The 23,077-nt window shown below is 67.3% G+C and carries 31 protein-coding genes; all 31 read right to left on the bottom strand.

Features of this window, described 5'->3' with window-relative positions; translation table 11 throughout:
- Positions 1-31 precede the first annotated feature (31 nt).
- The 31 genes from AC4IJH_RS00255 to AC4IJH_RS00105 all read right to left on the bottom strand — a co-directional run bounded on the left by AC4IJH_RS00255 (position 32) and on the right by AC4IJH_RS00105 (position 23,068).
- Positions 32-604: a hypothetical protein gene (locus tag AC4IJH_RS00255; protein WP_490849345.1), complete on the bottom strand. Its 573-nt coding sequence runs from the start codon at positions 602-604 to the stop codon at positions 32-34.
- A 15-nt stretch (positions 605-619) separates the two neighbouring features.
- The gene (locus tag AC4IJH_RS00250; protein WP_490849344.1) at positions 620-892 is read right to left on the bottom strand and encodes a hypothetical protein; all 273 of its coding nucleotides are present in this window, start codon (positions 890-892) and stop codon (positions 620-622) included.
- 22 nt (positions 893-914) lie between these two features.
- Positions 915-1,046: a hypothetical protein gene (locus AC4IJH_RS00245; RefSeq protein WP_490849343.1), complete on the bottom strand. Its 132-nt coding sequence runs from the start codon at positions 1,044-1,046 to the stop codon at positions 915-917.
- Positions 1,043-1,180 (bottom strand): hypothetical protein, encoded by a 138-nt coding sequence (locus tag AC4IJH_RS00240; protein ID WP_490849342.1) that lies wholly within the window; start codon positions 1,178-1,180, stop codon positions 1,043-1,045. Before AC4IJH_RS00240 ends, AC4IJH_RS00245 begins: the two co-directional genes overlap by 4 nt.
- Before the next feature lie 30 nt (positions 1,181-1,210).
- Complete coding sequence (locus tag AC4IJH_RS00235; protein ID WP_490849341.1) at positions 1,211-2,377, bottom strand: hypothetical protein; 1,167 nt, start codon at positions 2,375-2,377, stop codon at positions 1,211-1,213.
- Positions 2,378-2,583: 206 nt separating this feature from the next.
- Positions 2,584-2,826: a hypothetical protein gene (locus AC4IJH_RS00230; RefSeq protein ID WP_490849340.1), complete on the bottom strand. Its 243-nt coding sequence runs from the start codon at positions 2,824-2,826 to the stop codon at positions 2,584-2,586.
- Positions 2,827-3,201: 375 nt separating this feature from the next.
- On the bottom strand, positions 3,202-3,513 hold the full coding sequence (locus tag AC4IJH_RS00225) for an endonuclease VII domain-containing protein (protein WP_490849699.1): 312 nt from the start codon (positions 3,511-3,513) through the stop codon (positions 3,202-3,204).
- 124 nt (positions 3,514-3,637) lie between these two features.
- The gene (locus tag AC4IJH_RS00220; protein WP_490849339.1) at positions 3,638-5,506 is read right to left on the bottom strand and encodes a DNA polymerase; all 1,869 of its coding nucleotides are present in this window, start codon (positions 5,504-5,506) and stop codon (positions 3,638-3,640) included.
- Positions 5,507-5,574: 68 nt separating this feature from the next.
- A complete protein-coding gene (locus AC4IJH_RS00215) occupies positions 5,575-7,962 on the bottom strand; it encodes a phage/plasmid primase, P4 family (RefSeq protein WP_490849338.1) in 2,388 nt (795 codons plus the stop codon).
- Positions 7,963-8,021: 59 nt separating this feature from the next.
- Positions 8,022-8,381, bottom strand: a complete 360-nt coding sequence (locus AC4IJH_RS00210; protein ID WP_490849337.1) for a hypothetical protein — start codon at positions 8,379-8,381, stop codon at positions 8,022-8,024.
- Positions 8,365-8,499 carry a hypothetical protein gene (locus tag AC4IJH_RS00205; RefSeq protein WP_490849336.1) on the bottom strand — a complete coding sequence of 45 codons (135 nt, stop codon included), beginning with the start codon at positions 8,497-8,499 and terminating at the stop codon, positions 8,365-8,367. Before AC4IJH_RS00205 ends, AC4IJH_RS00210 begins: the two co-directional genes overlap by 17 nt.
- A complete protein-coding gene (locus tag AC4IJH_RS00200) occupies positions 8,496-8,675 on the bottom strand; it encodes a hypothetical protein (protein ID WP_490849335.1) in 180 nt (59 codons plus the stop codon). Before AC4IJH_RS00200 ends, AC4IJH_RS00205 begins: the two co-directional genes overlap by 4 nt.
- Positions 8,672-8,956 carry a hypothetical protein gene (locus AC4IJH_RS00195; RefSeq protein ID WP_490849334.1) on the bottom strand — a complete coding sequence of 95 codons (285 nt, stop codon included), beginning with the start codon at positions 8,954-8,956 and terminating at the stop codon, positions 8,672-8,674. The genes AC4IJH_RS00200 and AC4IJH_RS00195 overlap by 4 nt, the downstream gene beginning before the upstream one ends.
- Before the next feature lie 91 nt (positions 8,957-9,047).
- Entirely contained in the window at positions 9,048-9,779 is a 732-nt protein-coding gene (locus AC4IJH_RS00190) for a recombination directionality factor (RefSeq protein ID WP_490849333.1), read from the bottom strand.
- Between the two features lie 122 nt (positions 9,780-9,901).
- Positions 9,902-10,696 carry a PD-(D/E)XK nuclease family protein gene (locus tag AC4IJH_RS00185; protein WP_490849332.1) on the bottom strand — a complete coding sequence of 265 codons (795 nt, stop codon included), beginning with the start codon at positions 10,694-10,696 and terminating at the stop codon, positions 9,902-9,904.
- A 358-nt stretch (positions 10,697-11,054) separates the two neighbouring features.
- On the bottom strand, positions 11,055-11,393 hold the full coding sequence (locus AC4IJH_RS00180) for a hypothetical protein (RefSeq protein ID WP_490849331.1): 339 nt from the start codon (positions 11,391-11,393) through the stop codon (positions 11,055-11,057).
- A 2-nt stretch (positions 11,394-11,395) separates the two neighbouring features.
- Positions 11,396-11,575, bottom strand: coding sequence for a hypothetical protein (locus AC4IJH_RS00175; protein WP_490849330.1), 180 nt, complete (start codon positions 11,573-11,575; stop codon positions 11,396-11,398).
- Positions 11,576-11,642: 67 nt separating this feature from the next.
- Complete coding sequence (locus AC4IJH_RS00170) at positions 11,643-12,929, bottom strand: hypothetical protein (protein WP_490849329.1); 1,287 nt, start codon at positions 12,927-12,929, stop codon at positions 11,643-11,645.
- A 199-nt stretch (positions 12,930-13,128) separates the two neighbouring features.
- On the bottom strand, positions 13,129-13,344 hold the full coding sequence (locus AC4IJH_RS00165) for a hypothetical protein (protein WP_490849328.1): 216 nt from the start codon (positions 13,342-13,344) through the stop codon (positions 13,129-13,131).
- Positions 13,337-13,924 (bottom strand): deoxynucleotide monophosphate kinase family protein, encoded by a 588-nt coding sequence (locus tag AC4IJH_RS00160; protein WP_490849327.1) that lies wholly within the window; start codon positions 13,922-13,924, stop codon positions 13,337-13,339. The genes AC4IJH_RS00165 and AC4IJH_RS00160 overlap by 8 nt, the downstream gene beginning before the upstream one ends.
- Positions 13,925-13,981: 57 nt before the next feature.
- Positions 13,982-14,347, bottom strand: coding sequence for a hypothetical protein (locus AC4IJH_RS00155; RefSeq protein ID WP_490849326.1), 366 nt, complete (start codon positions 14,345-14,347; stop codon positions 13,982-13,984).
- A 9-nt stretch (positions 14,348-14,356) separates the two neighbouring features.
- Positions 14,357-14,596: a hypothetical protein gene (locus AC4IJH_RS00150; RefSeq protein WP_490849325.1), complete on the bottom strand. Its 240-nt coding sequence runs from the start codon at positions 14,594-14,596 to the stop codon at positions 14,357-14,359.
- A 3-nt stretch (positions 14,597-14,599) separates the two neighbouring features.
- On the bottom strand, positions 14,600-16,162 hold the full coding sequence (locus AC4IJH_RS00145; protein ID WP_490849324.1) for a peptidoglycan-binding protein: 1,563 nt from the start codon (positions 16,160-16,162) through the stop codon (positions 14,600-14,602).
- 107 nt (positions 16,163-16,269) lie between these two features.
- Complete coding sequence (locus AC4IJH_RS00140) at positions 16,270-16,935, bottom strand: hypothetical protein (protein ID WP_490849323.1); 666 nt, start codon at positions 16,933-16,935, stop codon at positions 16,270-16,272.
- A 3-nt stretch (positions 16,936-16,938) separates the two neighbouring features.
- Positions 16,939-17,589: a hypothetical protein gene (locus AC4IJH_RS00135; RefSeq protein WP_490849322.1), complete on the bottom strand. Its 651-nt coding sequence runs from the start codon at positions 17,587-17,589 to the stop codon at positions 16,939-16,941.
- Positions 17,589-18,806, bottom strand: coding sequence for a hypothetical protein (locus AC4IJH_RS00130; protein WP_490849321.1), 1,218 nt, complete (start codon positions 18,804-18,806; stop codon positions 17,589-17,591). Before AC4IJH_RS00130 ends, AC4IJH_RS00135 begins: the two co-directional genes overlap by 1 nt.
- A gap of 74 nt (positions 18,807-18,880) precedes the next feature.
- Positions 18,881-19,384, bottom strand: coding sequence for a hypothetical protein (locus AC4IJH_RS00125; RefSeq protein ID WP_490849320.1), 504 nt, complete (start codon positions 19,382-19,384; stop codon positions 18,881-18,883).
- A gap of 1 nt (position 19,385) precedes the next feature.
- Positions 19,386-19,898 (bottom strand): hypothetical protein, encoded by a 513-nt coding sequence (locus AC4IJH_RS00120; RefSeq protein ID WP_490849319.1) that lies wholly within the window; start codon positions 19,896-19,898, stop codon positions 19,386-19,388.
- A 2-nt stretch (positions 19,899-19,900) separates the two neighbouring features.
- Entirely contained in the window at positions 19,901-20,446 is a 546-nt protein-coding gene (locus AC4IJH_RS00115; RefSeq protein ID WP_490849318.1) for a hypothetical protein, read from the bottom strand.
- The gene (locus AC4IJH_RS00110; RefSeq protein WP_490849317.1) at positions 20,418-21,740 is read right to left on the bottom strand and encodes a hypothetical protein; all 1,323 of its coding nucleotides are present in this window, start codon (positions 21,738-21,740) and stop codon (positions 20,418-20,420) included. Before AC4IJH_RS00110 ends, AC4IJH_RS00115 begins: the two co-directional genes overlap by 29 nt.
- The gene (locus tag AC4IJH_RS00105) at positions 21,740-23,068 is read right to left on the bottom strand and encodes a fibronectin type III domain-containing protein (protein ID WP_490849316.1); all 1,329 of its coding nucleotides are present in this window, start codon (positions 23,066-23,068) and stop codon (positions 21,740-21,742) included. The genes AC4IJH_RS00110 and AC4IJH_RS00105 overlap by 1 nt, the downstream gene beginning before the upstream one ends.
- Positions 23,069-23,077 lie beyond the last annotated feature (9 nt).

Here is a 23,077-nt window from a genome sequence, read left to right as displayed (position 1 = left end):
GTAGCACCGTTGGAATTCCAACGGTGCTCAATCACGCGACGTTCGCCCGCACCTCTTCCCCGGCCAGATAGCGGGCCAGCTCGATAGCGGCCCCGTGCGTGAACGGGCGTCCGGTCTGCTTGAGGAGTTCGCACGCGCGGATGTACGCGCGCTCAAGGTCGAAGGTTCCAGGCTGCGGAAGCATTGCATCCCCGAACGTCACCGGCTCCGGCTTGGGCTCCTCGACCGGCTTAGCGTGCTTACCCACGGACTCCCCTTCCGTCTCGTTCAGTGCATCGTCAAGCGTTTCGGTCTGCTTCGGTGCATCCTCGGGGCACACGCCGCCGGGACACTGCGAACGACCGAAGCCGTCCACAGCGCAACCCCTCGGCGGGCACTCGCCGTTGAACGCCGCACGCGCATTCTCGCGGGCCTCCTCGAACGAGGGGGCCGCCGGGGGCGACCAGCGGTCAAGCTGCTTGGCCAGCGTGGAGACGTCGGCCGCCCCGAGGTAGACGAGTCGCGGGGTCTCCCCCGCCTCGGCGATCGTGAATCGTACGGTGTTGCCCTCATCCTGACGCACCATCAGCGTGTCGGCGGGGTTCTCAACGCACTTGTATTCCATGGGTCTTGCTCCTGATCAGAATCGGGGGAAACGAGGGGCAGTCGTCTGCGCCTCGCGGAGGTGCCGCGATATGGCCTCCTGCGCCGTGAGCTTGGTTGCCTCGTCGGCGTACCGCAGCAGCAGGGCCGAGAGTTCGCGCGCCTGCCCCGCCGTCAGTCGCGCGCCTCCTCGCTCGCACTCCGCCCGTACGCGGATCGCGCCCGGCTCCTTGTCCGTCATCACGACGACGACCGCACCCCGGTCCACCGTCTGAATTGCCTTCGTCTCGCGCGTCTCACGAATCGCCATGTCTGTCTCTCCTCAGTCGTGGTTAGTTGTGGCAGTCGAAAAGGTCGTTGTCGTCGTCCTCGTACGGGTCGCCGGTCGGCTCGTCCCAGGTGGGGCCGTCGAGAACGGAGAGGCCAGCAAGGGCCGCGTCCTCGGCCGTCTGGTACCGGATCACTTCTCCGCCTCCCTCACGAGACCGGCCAGCACATCGGGGACGTGGTCCCCCTTCGGGGCCGTCCAGTCGTGCGCCGTGCGGGGCTGGTGCTTGACCGCCGGGCGGTCGCGTCGAACTCGTCGGGTAGCTGCCATGGTTGTCTCTCCTCGCTCGTAACTGGTCTGTCAGATCTCGCCGTTGGCGCGCGCTGCGTCGAGCCGCTTGTTGATGCGCTGCGCCGTCTTCTTCACCGTGTTCTGTGCCTTGCCCGTGGCCTCGGCGACCTTGGCCGCAGACACGCGCCCGGCCGCCGTGAAGCCGCCGTCAACGCCCGCCGCAGCCTCGACAACGGCGCGCTCCGCCGGGGTGAACAGGGCGAGGATCTGCGCCGCCTTCACCTGCGCCGCGCCCACGTACCGGGCGTGCGTGTCGGCCTCGGCGTCGCGGTCGATCACCGCGCCGTTCTCCTTCCAGCCGTTGCCCTTGCCCTGGCCGAGCGGGGCGGCCTTGACGAACTCGCCGACCGAGTCGGGACGCTCGTACGGCTCGCCGACCTTGCGGACGCTCACCGCGTAGGCCCGGCCGTCCGTCGCGCGGTCGCGGGCCTTCTCGCCCTTCTGGGCACCCTTGCCGGTCGTGGATATGCCACGGACCTTGACCGCGTCGCGGGATATCTCAAGCGGGTTGAAGCGAAGCGACGGCTGCAACTCGCCCTGTCGCTCAGCCCACTTGTCCGGGGTGGACTCGTCGGCCGCGTCGAGCAGCGACGCCGAACGCTCCGTGTCGCCACCGGCGTTGATGTACGCCGGGCCCTCGAAGGCCGCGCGGATCTGCTCCGCGTAGTCCGGCGACATGCGCCGCTTGGTGTCCTCAAGCGTGGTCATCTCGGCCACGGCGGAATCGTGGTCCCCGCCGTTCCGGCGCAGGGCCCCCGCGTAGCGGGCCGCAGCGTCCACGGCCACGCCGGGGGCGGCCTCGGCGAACATGGCGGCCTGTGCGTCGAGCTTGGCCGTCTGGATCGCGTACGAGGTGAACTCGGCGGTGTTCTCCGCCTCGACGTCCCACGTCGTCACGGCCGACCACACGGCCGCGCGGGCCGACTGCAACAGCTCCTCGCGCGTCTCGTCCTGGCCGGGGGCCTTGAACACCCGGTCCCAGGCAATCGCGTGGGCCGCGCCGTCGAGCGCGCCCATGATGGCCTCGGCCGCAACGCCCTGCGTGTCCGACTCCACCAGCCGCCGCGTGTGCGTCCGGCCCGTGGCCGCCTCCAGGTCGGCGAGCAGTGCCGCGTAATCGTCGCTCTCGCCGGTCTGCGCGGCGACGATCATGCGGTTGGTGACGGTGGCGTTCATGTGCTTCTGCTCCTTGTTCGGGGGGCTCGGGGGTGTTGAGTGGGGGTGGGGGTACACCCGGCCGAGCGGCCGAAAGGGCAGGCAGAAGCGCCCCGTAAGAGGGCAGGTCAAAGCCCCCGATCGGCGGGTTGGCCGGGCGGGGGCATGACGAAATGGCCCCTGCGCCTACGCGGGCACAGGGGCTTTACAGAAAGAGACCCTGCGCGCTACGAGGCGGCAGGGTCCGGGGAGGACGTGCGGGCGAACGATGCGCCCTCGGTTCGTCCACGCTGTGCGGCAGCCACGAGGGCCGCAGCCGCGCGGGCACGGCGCACGATGGCGCGGAGCAGGAAGGTAACGGCGGCCAGCGCGGAGGCTCGCGACAGTCGCGCGACGCGCTCCGCGTCGGCAACCACGCCGCTCACGATGGCACCGGGGGTAAGGCCCATGGCGCGCTCAAAGCTGCGCATCTCGGCTACCGAGATCGAGCCGTACGCCCTACGCCGCAGGACACAGAGGGTGGTAACGGTGCGTGCTCGCGCCGTCACGGAAGAACTGCGGCTGTGTCGGATGTGCACCGCAAATCCTCCCCTCGCTCTGTGGAATATGTGTCGGCCGTCCGGCTGACGAGGTCATTCCTACGTTCGGCCGAACCAAGATCGCAAGCCATCGTTACGTAAGCCGGGCCTAAGTACCGCGACGGTCTGACCGGCGTCATCCTCTGGTATGACGTCGCTGACCTGCGACGTTCCCGGCCGTTACCTAGCAGCGTTGGAATTCCAACGCTGGTCCGACAGTGGGGGCCGTCACACCGAAAAGTCATCCTCCGGTATGACGGCCCCCGCCTAGTGGATCTGTGACCGGAGATCTACAGCCCGTGACAGATACCGGGCCGCACGCTCCATGACCGCCGGATCGTCGCCGAGCAAACCGAGCGCCGCGTTGCACTCCGAGTGCAATAGGCCACGGACGTAGCCGGTGACGTGGTCATGGTCCACCACGAGCCGAACCCCCTTCGGGGCCCGCTCCCCGCAGACGAGGCAGCGCCAACGCTGCGCCGAGCCCATCGCCCGGTACTCCTCCCCCGTGATGCCGTAAGCGCGCCACAAGCGCCGCTCACGCTCTTTCGCGGGGTCGCGGGTACTCCGCCGCCTCACAGCCGCACAGACGCGGCAGCGGGCCGCACGGCCGTCCGCGCTCCTCGCGTGCCGGGGAAACCGGGCGAGCGGCAACACGTCCTTGCAATCGGGGCACGTCTTCACCGCCACGCCCGGTCACCTCCTAGGGTCGGTACTTCATCTCATCCGGCAGGCCGTAGCCATCTGCCCAGCTCGGTCCGTAGACCTCCGAATCGGTGTCCAGCGGGACGCCGAGCAGATCCATGCGCATCACGCCCGCGACCTCGCGGGCCACGTCCGCCGCCTCGTCCGCCGGGGCCGTGCCAACCACCTCGTCATGAATCCAGCCCGTGAGGTAGGGAGTTAGCCCCTTCTCGTCCATCTCGATCAGCGCGCGACCCATCGTGTCCCGCGCCGTCGACTGGCAGGCGTACGCAACGACCTTGTACAGCCGGTCACGGTCCAGGTGCAGCCTCCGGCCGGTAACCGTCGTCAACACGCACCGGTCGGCCAACGCCTCGCGCTGCATCTTCCGAGCCCACCGCTTAATGCCGGGGAACGCCCGCCCGTACCGGGTCAGCGTGTCCCGCATGACCTCTTCCGGCTGTCCGGTCTGCTTGGCCAGCGTCGCCGCTCCGCCCTGGTAGGCGGTGCCAAGTCCCGCGATCTTCGCCAACGTTCGCTGCGGCTTGGTGAACTCGGCCCCGAACATCATTTCCGCCGCGAACGAGTGGAGATCCTTCCCGGCCGCAATGGCGTCGATCATCCGGCGCTCACCCGAGAGAGCCGCCAACACGCGCAGCTCAACGGCAGCTTGGTCAACAGACCAGTACACGTGACCCGGCTCCGCCACGACACACCGCCGGATCGTCCAACCCTTGGAGGGGAGTTGCTGCAACGGCGGGTTACTCACCGACGCGCGGCCGGTCTGCGCCCCAAGAGGGTTGAGGCCGGGGTGCACCCGGTCGTCACTGTCACGGTTCGCCAACATGGCCTGTGCGTACGACGTCGACCACTTGCCCGCACGCTTCGCCCGCAACACGGCGTCAGCCAGCGGGTTAGGGGTGCGCATGTCGAGACGCGCCCAGTCGGTACCCATGTCCGCCATCGGCAAGAGCACTTCCTTGCCGACCGCCAGCGCTCCCCCGGCCGTCCGGTCCGTCAGGGTCTCCCCCATCCCAACCAGCGCCTCGGCTACCTGCTTCGGGGAGTTGACCGACTCGACCCCGTATCGCGCGGCTATCGCCTCGTACTTCGCCTGATCCTCCGCCAGAGCGCCGACGAGACCCGCCGTGTACGTCGGGTCAATGAGCATCCCGCGCCGCTGGATCTTCGCGCAGACTCGCGCAAGGTCGTGCTCATACGGAACCAGGGCCGCACGCCCGCCCTCCTGCTCGAACCGCTCTTGCAGCCTCGGCAGCAGCCGGACACAGAGCACCGGATCAAGTGCGGCGTACCGCAGGAACTCCGGGTTGAACAAGTCGATCAGGGCCCACCCCGTCGACTTGTTGCCGCCCGCCTTCCGGAACTCCGCCTGGAGTGCGCGTTGCGGGTCCTCGACGCTCGGGTCTACGTAGTGCGCCGCAAGCGGCTTGAGCGACAAGCCAACGCCGCCCTCGAAGTCCTGCCGACTGTCGATCAGATGGGCATAGATGCGCGTGTCCGTCATGCGCCGCATGTGGTCGTCAAGGTCCACGCCAAGATGCCGGTCCGCAACCAGCGCGTCATACGTGCCGTTCTGATAGACGAGGTTCGGCAGCGTCCGCAGCGCCCACGCGACCGCTTCCGCGAATGCCGGGCCCAACTCGACCGGCACAACCCACGAGTGGCGGGCCGTCCCGAACTGCCACAGCCGCACCCGAAAGTCAGACGCGTACCAGTCGAGCCCCGTCGTCTCCGAGTCGGAGCCCACCGGGATACCCGACTCGGCCACGGTCACAACCCAGCGCCGAAACTCCCGCAGGTCTTCCGGGCGTTCACACACCCAGTAATGGACTATCTCCCCAGCAACGGTCATGGTGTTGTGCTGCACGCCTGCGCCTCTCCATGCAAAAGGGGCCAGCGTTGGAATTCCAACGCTGACCCCTCAAGTCGTTCTCTCTACTTGTCGCCCCCGAAGATGCCGGGGCCGGAAGTGCGCACCTCGCGCATGTCCCGCAAGTTGCGGAACCCCTTCTGTCCGCGCGTGTTCTGCCCTTCCATCACGCCGGGGAACGTCCGCACGGCGTCATAGAACTTGTTTCGGGTCATCGGGTGCTTGATGCCGCACTCCTCGACCCACTCCCGGTAACGCGCCCACGCGTCCGGCTTGTTTACGAACTCGCCGTCTGCCACCTCGTACTCTTCGCCAATGAACCCGGCCAGCGGGTGTGACGCGTCCCGGTAGTGAGCCGTCCGGCGCTCGACCGCCGACGGGAACGAAAGCCCCTGCCCCGCCTCGTACTTGGCGAACCAGCGGACAGCGCCAGCCACGGCCCACGCCGCGATGCCCTCGCGCTCCCGCTTGAGCGTGCTCTGTAGGTGGCGGTCCTCGCGGCCCCGGAAATCCTGCTCCCACGGGATGACGCGCACACGCTGCCAAAGGGCCGCGTCCGTCGCGTCCACGTCGGGCACGTAGTTGGTATCCACCTGCACCAAGCACGAGGGCTTGAAGGTGATTTCGTTCCGCGCGTACACCCCGCGCGCGCTGATCGTCTGGTCACCCGTGACCGACTTCATCAACGCCTGATCGAGCGGCATGTTGGCGGGCCACTCCGAGGAGATCACCAGCCGCTTACCGCGCAGGCCCACGACGTCGGCACGAGGGCCGCCCGACTCCCGCCGCCGCTGGAACAGCGACGCGTCAACTCGGTGCGCCGCAGCGCCGAACACGTCTTCAAGCGTCGCCGTGAACGTCGTCTTGCCGTTCGTCGTCGGACCGACGTGCATCACAAAGCAGCGTTCGACCGACAGGCCCGACAGGCCGTAGCCGACCAGCTCTTGAAGGAACCCAGGGGTGGAATCCGAGTCCGGGTGACACTCCCGCATGAACCGTTCCCACCGAGGGGCCCGCGCATCCGGCCGATAGTCCACGCCCACATAGAACGTGTTCATGTCCGCCGGTTGATGGTCGGTGACCTCGCCCGTGCGAAGGTTCACCATGCCGTTCCGGAACGCCAGTTGCTCCGGGTTAGCGTCGAACTGGTCCACCGTCGCGTACACGCCGGGGATGCTGGACAGCATGTCCACCATGCCCCGCACCTTCTGCGCATCCTGCGACCGCTGAACCCACTTGCTGTGAGCGTCCGGGTTCGGGTGCCCGGTCTCCTCTCCCATGGCCTTGATGACCGCGCGAACGTCCGCGTACAGCGCTTCCGTTGGGACCTGCTCCCACTTCTTGCCCTGCCACTTGAAGACGCCCGCGCCCGGCACCATGCGGACGTGTCCGCCCAGCCGGTTGAACAGACGCTGCGCGTTGCCCAAGTCGGTCAGCGGGAGGAGGGCAGCGTTGGAATTCCCACGCTGCTCCGGGGCCCGTGCGGGGGGCTCGTCGGCCTTGACCAACTCCGCCCGGCGTACGGCCGCATGGAACGGGCCAGCGAACCCCTGCGGGTCCAGCTCTCGCCAGTCGGTCAGGTCGAGCCCGGCCGGTATCGCCGTCATACGGCGGGCCATCACGCCCTCACGGACGAGGGCCTTGGCCAGCTCCTCCGTGAATGCCTCGCCCGCCTTGTCGCGGTCACCCGCAAGCACAACGTCGGCGTCGCCGAGCCCGGCCGCAATCTCGCGGATCAAGTCCGCGTTCCGAGCCAGCCCGGCACCCCGCACGATCACGACGTTGTACCCGGCCGCCCACGCCGTCAGGCCATCGCTCGGACCCTCGGTCACAAGCCACGTGTCGAACCCCGAATCGTTGCGCAGGACCCCGTACTTGGCCCACACACCGCCGTCATTCGACAGCGACACCCAGCGCACCGGGCAGCGTCCTGACAGGTCCCGACCCTGCGCCCCACGGGCAACGCCCTTGAAGTCGAAGAACGGAACCACCATGCGCGGGTACCGGGCGAACGAGTCAGACACGAACGAGGGGTAACCCGCCTGCGGCGCGAACACCTCAAGGCCCAGGTCGGCCCCCTGCTCCGGGCCTATCCCGAAGCGATTCAGCGCGTACGCCTCCATCTCCGCACGGGAGTTGGAGACGGCCATCTCGTCCAGCCACACCCGCAGCGCAGCCACCTTGCCCGCGTCCACGGGGGCGGGCTTCTCGGCCGAGACCGTCAGCCCCTCCCCCGTCGCGTTGAACAGGTCAGAGAACTGGAGTCCCGCCGCCGACACCACGTCGGCCGTAGGGCAGTTGGCACGGCACGTAAGCCGTACCTTGTGGTCCTCGCCGCGCCAGATTCGCAGCGAGGGGCGCGAGTCCGGATGGGCCGAGCACTTCGCGACGTAACCGCCGTCGGCGTGCTCTGCCACGTCCTCGAAACGTGCCAGGATGGAACGGAACTCCACGGGTCTCTCTCCTTACCCTCGGGTGTCACGGTGGTCTAGTGGGGGCGGGGGTACAGCCCCTATCCCTCGGGGTCATCGAGCCCCAGCAGCCGGGCGCGCACGCGCCGGAATGTGCGGATGTCGAGCACGGCGTAACCGTCCCCAACTCCCTTGCGTGGCCGCTTGATCAGCGCCACACCAAAGGGCATGTCCGCGTTGTCGGCCTCGCGGTTGGCCTGCTCTACGAACCCGGCCAGGTCGTACGACTTGACCGCCTTGCATTCGCCCGTGAAGGGGAACGCGTCCAGGTCGCCAATGTCGTTGACGCCCATCTGTACGTTGCGGCGCACGAGGGCCCGCCGGTCCGTGACACCCTCATTCAGGTACTCACGGCAAGCGGACTCCCACGCCGTCCCCTTGGCCTTAGCCGCGTTCGCCACGACGCCTCACCGCCTCGGCCACCCCGAGGACGAGAGCGGCCGTCAGCGCCCCGAACACGACCAGCGTTACGGCCACGATGAGCGCGACCGCCGAGAACTCCAGTACCGACCCGATCACTCGCCACCTCGCAGCACGACCGCACCGCGCATGAACGCAATGCCGATCGCTTCCCAAACCTTCGGCCAGTCCTCGCGCTCCGTCGCGGACCGGAACAGACAGATCACGTCGCCCTCGCCGAGCCCGCGCAGGTCCCCCAGCGCAGGCGCGTGCGACTCCCGCACCGAGTACGTCACTTGACGTGCGTCCAGCTCGTACGGCGCACGATGTGCCGGGCCGCGCGGACAGAGATCCCGAACGAGGTAGCCAGGTGGGACAAGTTCGCGCCAGCGTCGGCAGCCTGCCGGATCGCGCGCACCTTCTCCTCGTTGAGCTTGGCCGCCGAGTTGCCGGTACCGGCGGACGGATGCAGGTCCGACGCCTTGTCGAAGCCGTCGCAGATGCGCGTCAGCTCCTCGTAACTCATGACCTCCGGGGCCCGGAACGGATACCGCATGATCTCTTCCGCAGAACGCATAGCTGCGCCTCTCTCCTCTGTGTGTCAGCGTTGGAATTCCAACGCTGGGATGCGGGGGCCCGACCCCTTGCCGGGCCCCCAACTGGACTGCCTAGAACGGGACGTCATCCCACGGGGACGCGTCCGTCAGAACGGCGTCAATATCCGCCGGAACCTTGCCGTGAACGTCGATCACCGGCTTGCGGTAGGCGACATCGACACCGGCCTTGGTGGTGAACTGGACGAGTTCGAGCCGCAGCGTGCACAGCGCGGGCCCGCCCACACGGTCAAGCGCGTCCTCGACCTCGTGCAGCACCTTGACCAGCTCCCAAGAGCCGGACACGAACTTGAACTTGCCGAGCTGCGGGTCATCCGCGAGCCGGAACTTGACCTCGATCGAAGGGGCCGGGCCTCGGCCCGACTTGGCCGCCGCCTTACGGTCGGCCAGAAGCTGCGGGCAGCCGCACGGCGTGCCCTTGTCCTCCTCGGGCGACAGGAACTTGACGCCGTCGCACTCGTGGATGGGGCCCTGACGACCCCACAGGACCATGCGGGCCCGGATCGCCGACACACCGTCGATGACGACCTTTACGGCGTCCTTCTCGGTGAGGATTTCCAGCGCGTCTTCGCCGGTCGTCTCCCACTCCTCGGCCTTGCCGCCCATCAGGGCCTCAACGGCCTTGGCCGTCTCCGGGTCCCCCGTGGTCACGCGCCACTCGCTCAGGGACTCCGGGCGGTTGCCGTTCATCCGGCCCGAACGGAAGCGGCCCACCGTGTCGTTGGCGAAGCGGGGGCGCGGCTTGGCGTCGGGGTCGGTGTCGAAGATGGCGAGGGAACGGGACATGCGTGTGTGCTCCTACTGTGCGCTTCTGAAAGGGGAGAGACGCGAGGGGCGGGCCGCCGTAGCGATCCCCGCCCCTCCGTCGAATGTGTTGAGTGGGGGCGGGGGTACAGCCCCTCAGCCCGCTACTTGGCGCGTCGCTGTGTGCCCGTCACCAGCGAGGTACCGCCGGACATCACCGGCTTGCCGATGACCTCCTTGGACGTGTTCCGGTCCCACTCGAACGTCTCGCGCAGCGCGAGGAATTGGGCCATCACTCGGTCCGAGATCTCAACCGGCTTGAGCGCCCACTGTTCGGGGGTGACGTGCAGGACAGCGCCCGCGTCACACACCGGCATGTCGTGCTTGTTGCCGTCCGCGTCGATGATGTGGTCAGCCCGCGCGTAGGCCGTGAGCTGTAGCGACACGTCCGCGTAAGTCGCCTTGCTCGTCTTGTAGTCGAGCATCACGACTTCGCCGCCAATGCGGCAGATCGCATCGAACGAGCCCGCATAGACATGCTTGTCGGACCACGCGACGTCTTCCATGCGGATGAACTCCGGCTGCGCCTGGTCCAGGAACTCAGCGAAGTGCGCCCGATACGGCTCAATGTCCGGGTGTACCCGGCGGACGGTCTCCCCGCGCGCCATGCGCTCGAACATGTCGTGTGCGTCAGAGCCGATGTCGGCCCGCTGCTTCGTGTACCTCCTGGCCGCGCCCTTGAGGTAATCGACCGCGCCCGCACGGTCGTTCATCGCCAGACCCACCAGCGAACCGAGGTTGTCCACGGCGGCCTCGGCCGACATCTTGGCCGCCCAGTGCTGGAGGAAGGGCTTGGGGAGCATCCCGATAATGCTCGTCACGCCGGGGGCCTTGATGCCCGTCTCAGGCTCCACGTAGAACCGCGAGCCGCCCCGCATGATGGTGTTCGCGCCTGCCACTCTGTCCGCCTCTCTCCGGGCCCTTAGCGGGCCGTCTCTCGCTTCGGAGGGGTTGAGTGGGGGCGGGGGTACGTCTCTCCCGTGCAGACAGAAAACGTCTGTCCGTACCTACTTCTCTAACTCGCACATGAGAAAGAAGGAACGGACAGACGTTTTCTGTCTGCTCACGTCGGCCGGAGGGGGAGGGCCGGGCCGCAGTAGCACGAGGGCGGGCGAGCGGGTAGGGACCAAGGTCCCACCCGAGGCCGGCCGTTGGTCCCGAGGCCCTGTGTGCCCGTCTGAGGGCATAAAAAAGCCCCCGCCCTCCCCGAGGTGGGGAGAACGGGGGCGAGGCCGTCAGGCGGCCGTGTGGGGCTTTCTAGGGCTCGTCTCGGCGTACCGGGTCGCCGTCGATTCCATCGGGGAACTCGTACACCGTGCCAGCGTCCGCCGGAATGGAGAGGGTCAGCCGCTCGACCTCTTGCGGCTCGATCTCCTGCCCGGCCTCCCACGCCGCCTCGTACGCAGCGATGCGCTTGCGGAGCCCCCGCGCCAGCATCTCGGTACCTGCGCGCCGGATGCTCCCGGCCTCCTCGTTGGCGGCCTCCTCCTCGTACTTCTCGGCCTCCTGGTACCAAGCCTGACGCGTGACGTTGTAGTCGTCGTACGTCACATCCAGCGTGATACGCCGCGTGTGTTCCGGCGGATACAGACTCATGATCAGCTCTCCCCTTGCTGCTCGTACTCGGCCTGTTCGTTCAGCGTCTCGGCCACGTGCCGGGCCGCCTGTTCATCCACGTACCGCACGAGGACGCGGGAACCCCGCGCCGCCGTCGCCACGACGTCCCACACGGGGGTTCCGTCGTCGGCCTTCTTCTCGTCCACGCCATAGATCGTCATGCGCTGCCTTCCAACGAGCGGGGCCCCGCTCCCCCAGCGAGAGGGAACGGGGCCGGTCCGTGCGGTCTTACTTGTCGTCGTCGGCGTCCGCCTCGTCGGCGGCCTTGATGATCGCGCGCAGGTAGCCAATCATCGACTCGGCGTCGCCCCGGATCTGCTCCCGGCCGTCCTTGTCGGCAGCCTTAACGGTCTCAACCGGCATGGTCTCGAACGCCTTGAGCGCCTGGTTCATGAACGCGACGGCCTTAGCCTCCGGCGCGGTCTTCTTGCTCTTGGCCGTGGCCTCGGCCTCCTTGGCCTCCTTCTCGGCCTTCTTGGTACCGGCCTCAAGCTGGTTGTTCGCGTTCTTGCGCTCAAGCCTGGACATCTCGTCCAAGCCGTAGTGACGGAACACGGCCTTGGACAGCGCTTCGCCCTCGTTGCGCTGGATCTTGCTGTACCGCTTCGCGCGCTCCTCGTCGGCGTCCAGAAGGCGGATCTTCTGCACGCGCACGGTGTCCATCTGCCCACGGATGGAGAGCTGGATCTTGTTGCGCTCGCGGTACTGGTCGCTCTCCTTGTCGAGACCGGCCAGCGAGATACCGCCCTCCTTGTAAGCCTCCTCGGCCGCGTCGCGGGAGCCCTGCGACGTCGCCTTGATGTCGGGGTTGCCGTCCTTGTCGTCCATCTGCTCGCGCATGTCGAAGATGTACGCCGCCGTCTGGTACGCGCCCTGCGCGCCCTTGACGGTGTGCTGCGCCGTCTCCTGCACGGTCGTGGCGGCCTTGCCGACCAGCTCGACCACGCTCGGCAGCTTCTTGTAGTCCTGCGTAGCGAGCGAGGTGGACGTCACGACCTTGGCCGCCGTCTTCTTGGCTGCCGTCTTCTTGGCCGCAGGCTTGGGCTTGGCCTCGGCGATGGCGTTGTTGAGCGGGCTCTTGACCTGCGCCTTGGTGCGAGCGTTCGCGATGCCCTTGACGGCCTCCGCGCCGTCCTTCGCGATCTGCGTAAGGTCGGCGTCCTTCTCCTTGGTCTTCTCGATCAGTTCCGTGATCTTCGCGCGGGCCTCGACAACCGCCGGGTCCTCCGTCGCGTCCTTGCTCGCCGCCGTCTTCTTCGCCGCCGCTGCCATCTGCTTCTCCTCTGTGACCTGAGTCATGCGCTCTACGACATTCTGAATGTGGAACTTGATCTTGCACGGCTTGCACGTCGGCTGCCGCAGCTTGCCCGCCTCAGACAGCGGCCACGCATCCTCGCGGTACGACAGTGGCAGGAACTTCCCGCACAGCGCGTTGCCGTCCGGTATCTCGTTGGACGACGCAGGGCCAGCACCGAAGTGCTCGACCTTGCCGTTTGGTGCCTTGCCGTACCACATGCTGTGTTCCCTTGCTCTGCTTCCGCCTGCCCCGGTCCAGTACCGGGCGGCTCGGGGCCGACGGTACACCCCTCGCAAGATCGCTCGCAAGCAGTGTTGGAATTCCAACGCTGCCGTGTCCCTCGTTCGAGCGAACCCCGGAAACGCAAAAAAGCCCCCGCAGCACCGATCCGAAGATCAGCGCCACGGGGGCAATGGGTCACACGTTGATCGCGTTGTTGATGGACGGAATGCCGTCACGGTAGCCGGGAACGGAGCGCTTCACGCGAGCGTGCGCCGCCTGCGCGTCGGCCTCCTGCTGAATCGCCGTGAGCGGGTTCGGGGCCAGCGTGTCGTACGCGCCCAGCTCCGTCATGGCGTCCTCGTGCTCCTCGCGGGTGACGCCGCCCAGAGCCTTGATAAGTGCCTCACGCATGTGTGATCTCTCCCTTGATGAGTGTGTCAACCTGCTTGTGCAGATCCTGAATCGAGCTGTCGTTCATCAGAACGTGACGGGCCAGCCCAGGCCCGAGCATTTCCGAGGCGTGGCCGCCGCCGACCACGCCCGGCCGGTCCACGTACCAGAGTTGGAAGCCAGCGGCAGCAAGCCGCCGGGCCTCGTTCTCGAAGCGGACGTCAGGCACGACCACCGGCCGAATGTCGTTCGCGACCACCCGCCGGGCCGCGCGCCGTCGTAGCAGCGCCTCAACCCAGTAGTCGGCCCCGAACTCCCGGCGCACGCCCTCGGTTCCGAGACGCTGGAGGAAGCGGCGGGCCTCGGGGTACCGGTCCTTGACCGCCTCCCAGCCCAGCCGCTCGACCGCGTCGGCGAGGTACAGCGGCAGGAAGCCGCTCGCCCCGCCCTCGGCCCCGATCACGGGGTTAATGTCCCGCGCCATGTCCTTGAGCGGGTCGGCAAGTGCCATGCGCTGAAAGCCGTGTTCCTCGACCAGCCGGGCCGCAGCGGTGTCCTTACCGCTACGCGCCCGGCCGATGATCCCTACTCCCACCGGCACCCCGGTACCTCCGTCTCTCGTTGGCTCACCGGGGTTTAGTGGGGCGGGGGGTACAGGTCAGAGGCGGGCCGCATCCTTGCGGGACACGACCACCGGGAGCGGAGCCGTAGACGGCCCGCTAACGGCCTCCGGAGCCGGAGGGCATACCTCGGGCTCGTTCGGCTCCGGCAGGGCGTGAGGACACGCGCAACACGCCTCCTTGGCTTCCTGCGCTACCGCGTCCACCTCTTCGTTGAGGGTGACCCGCTTAGCCGCCCCGACACCCAGCAGGACCGACACGCCCGCGACGATGTGCATGGCGAGCCCTTCCACAAGCCCGTTGTCCGCTCCGGCCAGCGCCGGAACCCACGCGCCCAGAAGCGACAGCACCGCCACCACAAGCGCGCGAAAGCGCACCGGGTTGGCCTCGATCAGTTCTCTCATGTCTCCAACTCACTTGCCCGCAGCGCGGGCGACCTCGATAACGAGTCCCGCCACGGCCGCGACGACCGCAGCGGGAACGCTGTACTTCCACTTCTCGATTGCTCGGATGCGCGACTCGTGGTCGGCGAGCGCGGTCTTGTCGGCGTCCAAGTGGTGCGCCAGGGTCCGCACTTCGCTGCGCATGTCCTTGATCTCGTCGTAGATCTCCCGAGCCGAGATCTGCACGCCCAGCGGGTCGCGCTCATTCATGTCTCAGTAACCACCCTTGTTGAATGCGATCGACTCGAACGAGCCGTAACGGTCGTTGGCGTAGCGGACGCCCGCAACGATGTTGGCCACGGGGTCGTACGGGTCGTTGGCAAGATGCTTGAGCCGGTACGCCTGGAACGTGGGGTCAATGGTCTGGATCAGGCCCTTGGACGGAGTGCCCTTCTTGGCGTTGCTGTCCCACAGGTTGATAGCGCGCGGGTTGCCGCCAGACTCCGTCATGATGCGGGCCTTGATGGCCGCCGCAGACGGGACCTTGTCGCCGTTCTTCGCCAGCTCAGCGCGCGCCGCCTCAATCCAGCCGTCCAGGTTGTTGCCGTACTGCTTGGGGGCCTGGCGCTGCGTCTGCTCGTTCTGCGTCGCCGCGCGGTCGCGCTCCTTCTTCGGCTGCGGCGGGGCCTCGCTCTTGCAAGTGCACGAGGGGGCAGGCTTCTTGACCTTCGGGGCCTCCATCAGCAGCCGCCAAGTGTGCGGGCCCGGCAGGCCGTCGGCCTCGCTCCCCCGCCAGCCCTGCGCCTCCTGGAACGCCTTGGTGTTCGTCCGGTCGGCGTCGCGCCACACCGGGTCAGGTCCGACCGCGTACGCGCCGCCGTGGCCGTGCGCAACCAGCCGCTCCCCGAGCTTGGTGATGTGCGGGCCCGACTTGCCGGGGCCGAACTGGTCAGCTCCGGGGAAGGACTTGCCGTCCCACTTGGCCGGGGGCTTCGGCTTCACCGGGTCCGGCTTGCCGGTCGTCGGCGTGGTCGGCTTGGTGGTCACCTTGTCGCCGCCCGTGCCGGTCGTCGGCTTGCCCTTGTCCGGGTCAGGCTTCGCTGTAGTCGGCTTGGACGTCTCCGGGTTGGGCTTGACCGGCGGCTTGGTCGGGTCCGGCTTCACCGGGTCCGGCTTGCCCTTGGCCGGAACGTTGATCTCCTGGCCCTCGTTGACCCGGTCCGGGTTCTTGATGTCCGGGTTGAGCGCGAGCAGGCCACCCACGGTGATACCGAACAGCGCAGCAATCGCCGTGAGCGTCTGCCCGCGCTTGATGCGGTACTTGCCTCCGCCGGTCGGGGGCTTGGTCTCGCCGCCCCCTCCCCCGCCGCCGGACGAGTAGGCCGGACGCCCCACGCCGAGAATGACGTTGCGCCCACGGGTCTTGTAGCAGACGGAGCCGCCGGAGCCCTGGCCAGCGCCGGAGCCCATGACGGTGTTGCCCTCGACGGTCCGCACCGACTGGCCCGGCGCGCTGTCGTGCGTCACGTAGCCCACGTGGTCAGCGGTCGGCCCACCGTCCCACGAGAAAAAGACGACATCACCGCGCTTGAACTGCGCGTTCCGGCCGAACCACTGGCCCTTGTTCTTGAAGAACTGGACGTGCGACGGGCAGTACGCGAACTTGCCGACCGGCCGCGCCTCGCCGCCCTTCTCCGCGCAGTACGACACGAACATGTCGCAGTAGGGCTGATGGTTCATGGGGTACCAGCGTCCGAACACGCTGTCGTAGTTCTTGCCGTTGGGCGACCGGCCACCTATGTAACGCTGGTCGGCCCACTTCTGCGCCTCGCGCATGACTGCCTCAAGGGACATGGGGCAGCCTCCTTTCCGAATCTGGGCATGAGAAAGCCCCAACCGGCGGGTGCCAGTTGGGGCGGGTCAGCGTTGGAATTCCAACGCTGCTAGGCGCTCAAGTACGCCAACTCAGGGGGCCACACGCGCCCGTGGTACTTGTATGCCTCGTACGGCGTCGGTACGTCGCCGATCTCGTTGTTGTCGAACGCCTCGGCAGGGGTCTGGTACGCCTGCTTTACCTGGACGTCGATGTACGCCCCGTCACGAGGCGAGACGCCCGGCACGTATCCGTGCAGTACGTCGATGTAGTGCAGCTCCTCGCCGTAGATGGCGTTATCCGAGCCCGCGCCAGCGCCAACCTGCCACTCGCCGTTGCCCCCCTTGCTGTGCGGGTAGACGCGCCCGGAGCCCCGGTTACGCAACCGAATCCAGAAGTGCGGGAGTTGCTTGCCGCCCTTGCGCGTCTTGGCCTGCTCGGCCCCGCCGTACCGCAGATGGACAGTCAGCTTGGGGAACCATGTGTCGTTGATGTCGAGCGTGTACCAGGTGACCCAATCCCCGTTGAACTTCCCGCCGTCCTGCGCCACATGGTCCACGACCGGCGGGAGGAGGCCCGACGAATAACCCTTCGGGTTGGCAGGCACGCCGCGCATCTTCACCGGTCGCGCCTCGCTCGTGCCCTTGCTGTCCATCTCCAACGACTTGATCCGGTCCCGAAGATCGGCGATCTCGGACAGCAGGTCCGGGGGCTGGAGTGAATACCTCGTCTGCACAACTCACCTCGTCAGAAAGACCGCAACCGGCGGCCACAAACGGCACCAGAAGCGGTAAGCCTCGCGCGGAGCCAACAGCCGCGCCTGATCCCCGATCGCGGGCCGGTCAGCCTGCCGCACCTCGATCGCAACGGACTTGTGGGAGTCGGGCGATACGCCCGGCACGTAGCCATGCCGCACCCCCTCGAAGTTCAGCGGCTCACCGTTCACCGCCTTCGAGAACCCAGCACCCGAGCCCACGAAGTGCTCTTTCGTGCCCTTGTCGTTCTCGTAGACGACGCCCGAACCCTCGTTGCGCAAGCGGACGTAGAACCCCGGGATCTTGTACTTGACTCCGGCGTTCGTGATCTCCGCGTTCTGCGCCCCGCCGTACCGCAGCCGGACCGTCAGCTTGGGGAAGTTGCGGGCCATCGACTCGTCAAGGTTGAGCCGGTAGTGGGGCCGCCACAGGTGATCCCACGGGGCCCCCATGATGTTGTGGTCAATGACCGGCGATTGGAGCCCGTACCGAGGCCCACCGGCCACATGCGACGTCACCGCAACCGGCGCACCGGCGAACCCCGTTGTGTCGCTCTCCAGCACCCGCAGGCGCTCCCGCAGCTCCGAAAGCTCCGCGTACAACTGGACCGGCGACAGCCGATAACGCGTCTGCATCAGCCGTTCCCCGTCCCCGTCACCTGGAACATGGACTTCTCGATAAGCCCCAGTTCGCACACCGCCGATCCGTCCGTCTCGATGGTCGTCTTGGTCTCCGTGATCAGGTACGAGTCGTTGACCTCGAACCGCGACTTGGCAACGTCGATATGCACGCACTTCCCGTTGTTCGCGTCCAGCGCCGGAATGTCGAGCGTGTCGCCCACGGCCTCGGACAGTCGCGAGTGAACAGTCACGCGCGGAACGCGAGTTGCCCGCTGCCCAAACCGCAGCATCGTGCGGGCCTTGTCCTCAAGGGTGGAGTCGTACTTGATGCCCGAGAACTTCTGATCGACGTCTCGCACCGGCCAACGGTGATCCGGCCACGGGTCGTTGCCCTTCTTCTCCGGGTTGTCCATGCGCTTGACCGGCGCGCCCTTGCCGAACTCCCCAGACTCGCCGTAGGCGTATGCCACTCGCGCCCACGAGGTCCCATCCACGAACACCTCATGCACAACAGCGTTGTAGCCGTCCACGAGCCTGCCCAGGTTCTTCGCCTGAGGCTTCCGCTCCGCCGAGAACCGCATGGTGTGCTCAAGGACGTTGCCCTTGACCACAGCCTCCATCCACACAAAGAACCCGTTGATGTTGTCGGCCATGTCGTACGCCGTCTTGGCCGCCGGGTAGTACCCGTCGTTGTAGTTGAAGTCACGCTGCACGCCGGTTACATCGGTCTTCACGCGCTTCGTGTTGATGCCCCAGTTGGCGTCATTGACGCCGTGGTCGTAGATGATCGCCGTCTGTTCCTTGCGGCCCGCCCGGCCCATCTTGCGGTTCTCATAGAACGTCATGAAGTCGCCAGCCGCGACCGTCACCGTTTCCTGATCGAGATTCACCCGCAGGTTCCAGATGATGCCGCCAAACAGCGTCTCCCACGCCTTCCCCGGCTTCTGGCGCATGACCGCCATGCAGCACTGAAACGGCCTCACCTGGTCCGGGTACGCGCCCTGTTGATGCGCCTGCGCCGAGAGCCGCATGGGAACCTCGACGGTCGCCGTCGCGGGCGCGTCGAGCTTGGTGTTGAGGTTGATCGAGATTGCCCGCGTCGGGTCACCGATCTGCACCGCCTTGAAACCCTTGTCCTTCCGGGACGTGATGGACGTGTTGTCCACTGGCTCCCACTGGAAGAACCGAACCTCGTAGACGTCGCCGTCCGGGTCACGCCAAATGCCAGCCACTCTCAAACCCTCCAAACACCAAAGGGCCGGGCAGCGTTGGAATTCCAACACTGCTCGGCCCCGCCAACTCCTCGTCAGCGCGCGGGATACGCCACCGCGTGCAAGAAGCTGTAGTTCTTGTTCGCGTAGATCTTGCAGTCACCGCCGCCCCGCTCCAGCGAGCCGTACAGGCGGACCCCAACCGCCTTGCCCGCAGGAACGGTTACGTGCGACGTGTGGTCAGCCCCGCCAGCGCGACCGTCCGGCCGCCCGGCCTTGACCGAGGCGTTCCCAACGACCGCCTCCTTGCCGTCGATGTACGTACGGATCTCGACGTTGCACGCCAGCGGAACGGGGCCCGCCTGGAAGTCGCCCCACCAGCAACCCGACCACTCGACCACGCGCGGGTACGGGCGGGCAGGCAGCGACGCACCCGCCAAGTACACCCACTGCAAATGCCCCTTGAGGACATGCGAAGCAGTCGGGTACGCCTCGGCGAAGTCCGCGCCTAGTTCGACGCTCTGCCAGTTCCCCGACTTGTCGGCTACGTACTCGCGGCCGTCCGTGAGGTCCACGTACGTTGCCCCAGGAGTCGCCACCTCAAGCCCCCTTCCGATACAGGGCAACCCGCGCGTGCGTCTGCCCCTTCGCGTCGACTACGTTCCACTTGGACGAGACGCCCGCCGCGTTGATCACCTGACCCATGACGGACACGTCCAGGGTCTTGCCCGCCGGAACGACGATTGCCCCGGCGGTGTCCACGCCGCCGCCGGAGTACCAGGCTGGTACCCGCTGTGCCGCCGTCAGGTAGACCCACCCCGCACCGCCCAGGTTGGTGCGCGTCGCGAGACACAGCGCAACCGCCGTGCCGTTCGTGATGCCACCCCACGCCGTAGCACGTACGACCGCCACCCGGTCGTACGGCTTGGCTGCGATGCGCGGCACGGTGAACATCTGCGTCCAAGCCGCCGACGTCATCACGAGGTTCGCCGGGGCGTACCCCTCGGCGTACTCCATTCGCGGACGGACGAGGGGCCGCCACGCGCCCGCCTTGTCGGCGTAGTAGCGATCCCCCGTCTTCACGTCCGTGTACCGCGCCCCCGGTACCGCCATGTTCACCCCTCCGGATAGCCAGTTGCCCGCAGGAAATTGCGGCTCTGCGGCTCCGCCGTGGCAATCCAGTTGCCTTCAATGTTGTTCGCCGAGACGTACCCGAAGAACGTCACAGGCTGCCCCGCAGGGACCTTGACCCACGTCGTGATCCCAGACCCGCCACCGTCGAGCCAGGACGGCTCACGGATGGCCACTGCGGCCTGAACCTTGGCCCCGTTCCCGAGCTGCATGTTGATGTTGCACGTAGTCGAGTTCCAGCCCTTACCGTCCGCACCGGCCGCCCGCGAGTAGCACCACACCGAAGCGTCAACCGAGAACACGCGCGGGTATGGCACCGCATCGAACGCGAGCTTGGCGAACTCGACCACGGTAGAACCGTTCTCGAATCCGCCCCCTGGCTTCGGGACCTTCTCAACCTTGGCATTGAGCTTGCCGTTGGCGTGCTTGGTGACCGGCGTCCGGTCAGCGCTCTGCCAGCCCTGCACGGTCGAAACCCACACGGAGCCCGGCGAGTTCAGGTCAACGTACATCGCTCCCGGCGTCGCCATCCTCGATCTCCCCTCCCTCGCCGCCAGCGTTGGAATTCCAACGCTGCTCATCCTTTGCCGAGTAGGCCCCGGTCTGTGCGGTCGGCGGACCCTCGCCCGCAAGGACCATGCCGGTAAGCCGGTACTCGGTCTTGCCCTGCCCACGGGCGTACAACTCCCCGCCCTTGGCGTACAGCAGCGCACCCGCCGTGTTCGCCTCGGTCGGAGGGGTCTTGGCGTTCACGAACGAGACGATGCCGCCCGACCCCTTGCCGAAGAAGCCCGAGCCGCCGCCCACGCGCACGTCTTCAAGCGTGGTCTCGGTGTTGGTGACGAGCTGCCCAGCCTTGTTCACTGCCGTGTACTTGGCGGGGTCGGTGCCGGAGAACTTCGCGACGTCGGCGAGCGCACCCGCGTACTTCACGTACATGGTTCCGGTCGCATCGACCGTCCCCGTCAGCTTCACGCCGTCGTGGCTGTCGATGTTGCCAATCGGTCCCACCGGGCCCGTCTTGCCGGTCGGGCCGGTCTTGCCGGTCGCCCCCGTGTCGCCCTTCGCGCCCTTGACGTTGCCGATCGGCGTACTCGTCCACCCCTGGGGCCACCGGTAGAACACGTCGTAAGTGTCCGTCCGCAGCAGGAAGTCACCAACCGGCACGCCCTGCGATGGCATCCCCTTGTCGGAGAAATGCCAGCGCGAGCCATCACGGAACCACTCGCCGTCAGCTCGCCGGACGAACCGCACGCCGGTCGCGAAGTTCGTCCACTGCGTACCCTCGCGGAAGATCGCCGCATCGGACGCGACGGGGTCTCGGCCCGAGGCCGGGCCGGAACGGGTGATGAGGAACTGAACTTGGTTCTTCATGCCGGACGTTGCCGGGCCGCCCGCGAACCGCAGGTCATCGACCACGAACTTGCCGCCCTCGGTGCGGAAGTACGCGAGCCCGAGAGCCTTCTTGTTCGTCAGGTCGTCAGGGCCCGGCCCGTCGGCCGTGAACGTAAGGGAGTTGGCCTTATCGCCTGCCGACACGTCGGAGACCTGCGCGACCACCCAGCCCTCAGAGCGGCCCGGCGGGACCGGTACACGTACGTCCTCGTCCGCCTCGACCCAGTAGACGCCGCCCATGGCCGAGCCGTCCGGCACCCAGGCACGGCCGCGCTTCACGACCAGATAGGCCGTGGTATTGGCGGCCTCGACCTTGAGGCCGTCGAGCGAGTCGAAGCCAACCGCATAGTCCTGGAGGCTGCCGAACATCCGGCGGAACACCTGCGCGGGATACTCCCCGCCGTCCTGAAATCCAACCGTCGTCGCCACTAGACGAACCTCCCGGGCTTCCACTCGACGTAGCCGGTAGCGGCCCCGTCGTAACTCATCTTGGTGTACTCAATCGCGCACTCGACCGTGCGCCCGGCGGGCATCGTCGCCCACTTGGACGCGGTCAACTGCGCCGTCATATCCACGGGTGACTCGTCGTCATCCCGGCGATAGAACAGGGCCGAACCCTTCGCCAACGCCCCCGTGTTCGGGTTGGCCTCGGCGTACAGCTCCAGCCGCTCGCCCCTCTGCAACGAGAACGGGGCACCGTCGGCGTACTGCGTGATGCCCACCCGGCCGACCTCAAGTCCGTTCTCCCGGCATACGAACTGCGGGCCCTCAATGGGGCCGTTGATGACCGCACGCAAGTCGCTGTGGTCCATGCTGCCGTTCGTCGCCATAGCCGTCTGAAAGCCGCCCCAGCCGCCGTTACGAGGGATGCGGAACGGGAACCGCATACCGCCCTGAGTCGGGAACTGGAAGCCGCCCCGGCGGAACACCGAAGTAGCCGCCAGCGGGCGGGAGATCGAGCGCACGGCCTCGATCCACGGCTCTGTGCACTCGAATTGCACGTCAACGATCGGGGCCAGCGCTCCGTACGTGTCGTCAACCGGCGCGCTCCGCTTGCGGACTCGACCATTGACCTTCGCCCAGGCCCCTTGCGCGACACCCGGCAAGTTGAACTCAAGCGGGTGTTCGTCGCGCGAGTGCGTGAAGGCGGTCGACACCTCACCCATCAACAGGTCAAGGTGATTGAAGTTGTCAGCCAGAACCCGGAACGTCATGGTGACCGTGCGCCCGCGCATGTAGTCGCGGCCGGGCAACAGGCCATCCCAGTTGATGAGTTCCAGGTCATGCGCCTTGACATCCGGCATCGCCGCCAGGCCATCCACGGCCAGGGGGACGAGCGGGGACGCGCCGCCGAGCAGCACGCCCCCAAAGCCCAGCGTCCACGGCTCCCCCGCGAACGGGAGGCGAGCCGACGCCATACGGCCCGCATCGCCGTAGCCGAGCCGGGCCCCCGTGGTGGAGCCCTGCGTATACGCCCAGGGGCCCCACCCGACATCCTTCTTTCCGGCGCGCACGCGCACCGTGTACGTCGTGCCAGGGGCCAGCGGGACATCCGTACCCGTAGCGTTCGTGTCGTTGCCGACCCGCGCCGACTTGGACGTTGCCGCGCCCGAGTCGGCGCACACCACCGCGCCCGTGCTGTCGAGCACGTGAATCGAGTACCGATCCGCGCCCGCAACGAGGTTCCAGTTGACGTTAAGCGAGTCCTCACGAGGACCGCTCACCCGCACACCCGTGGGGGCGGGCAGGTTAATCATGGGGAGACT

This window comes from Streptomyces sp. UF-297, from assembly GCF_058245575.1.
Note: the sequence above shows the minus strand (reverse complement) of the source record. Positions and strands in the feature narration are given on the sequence as shown.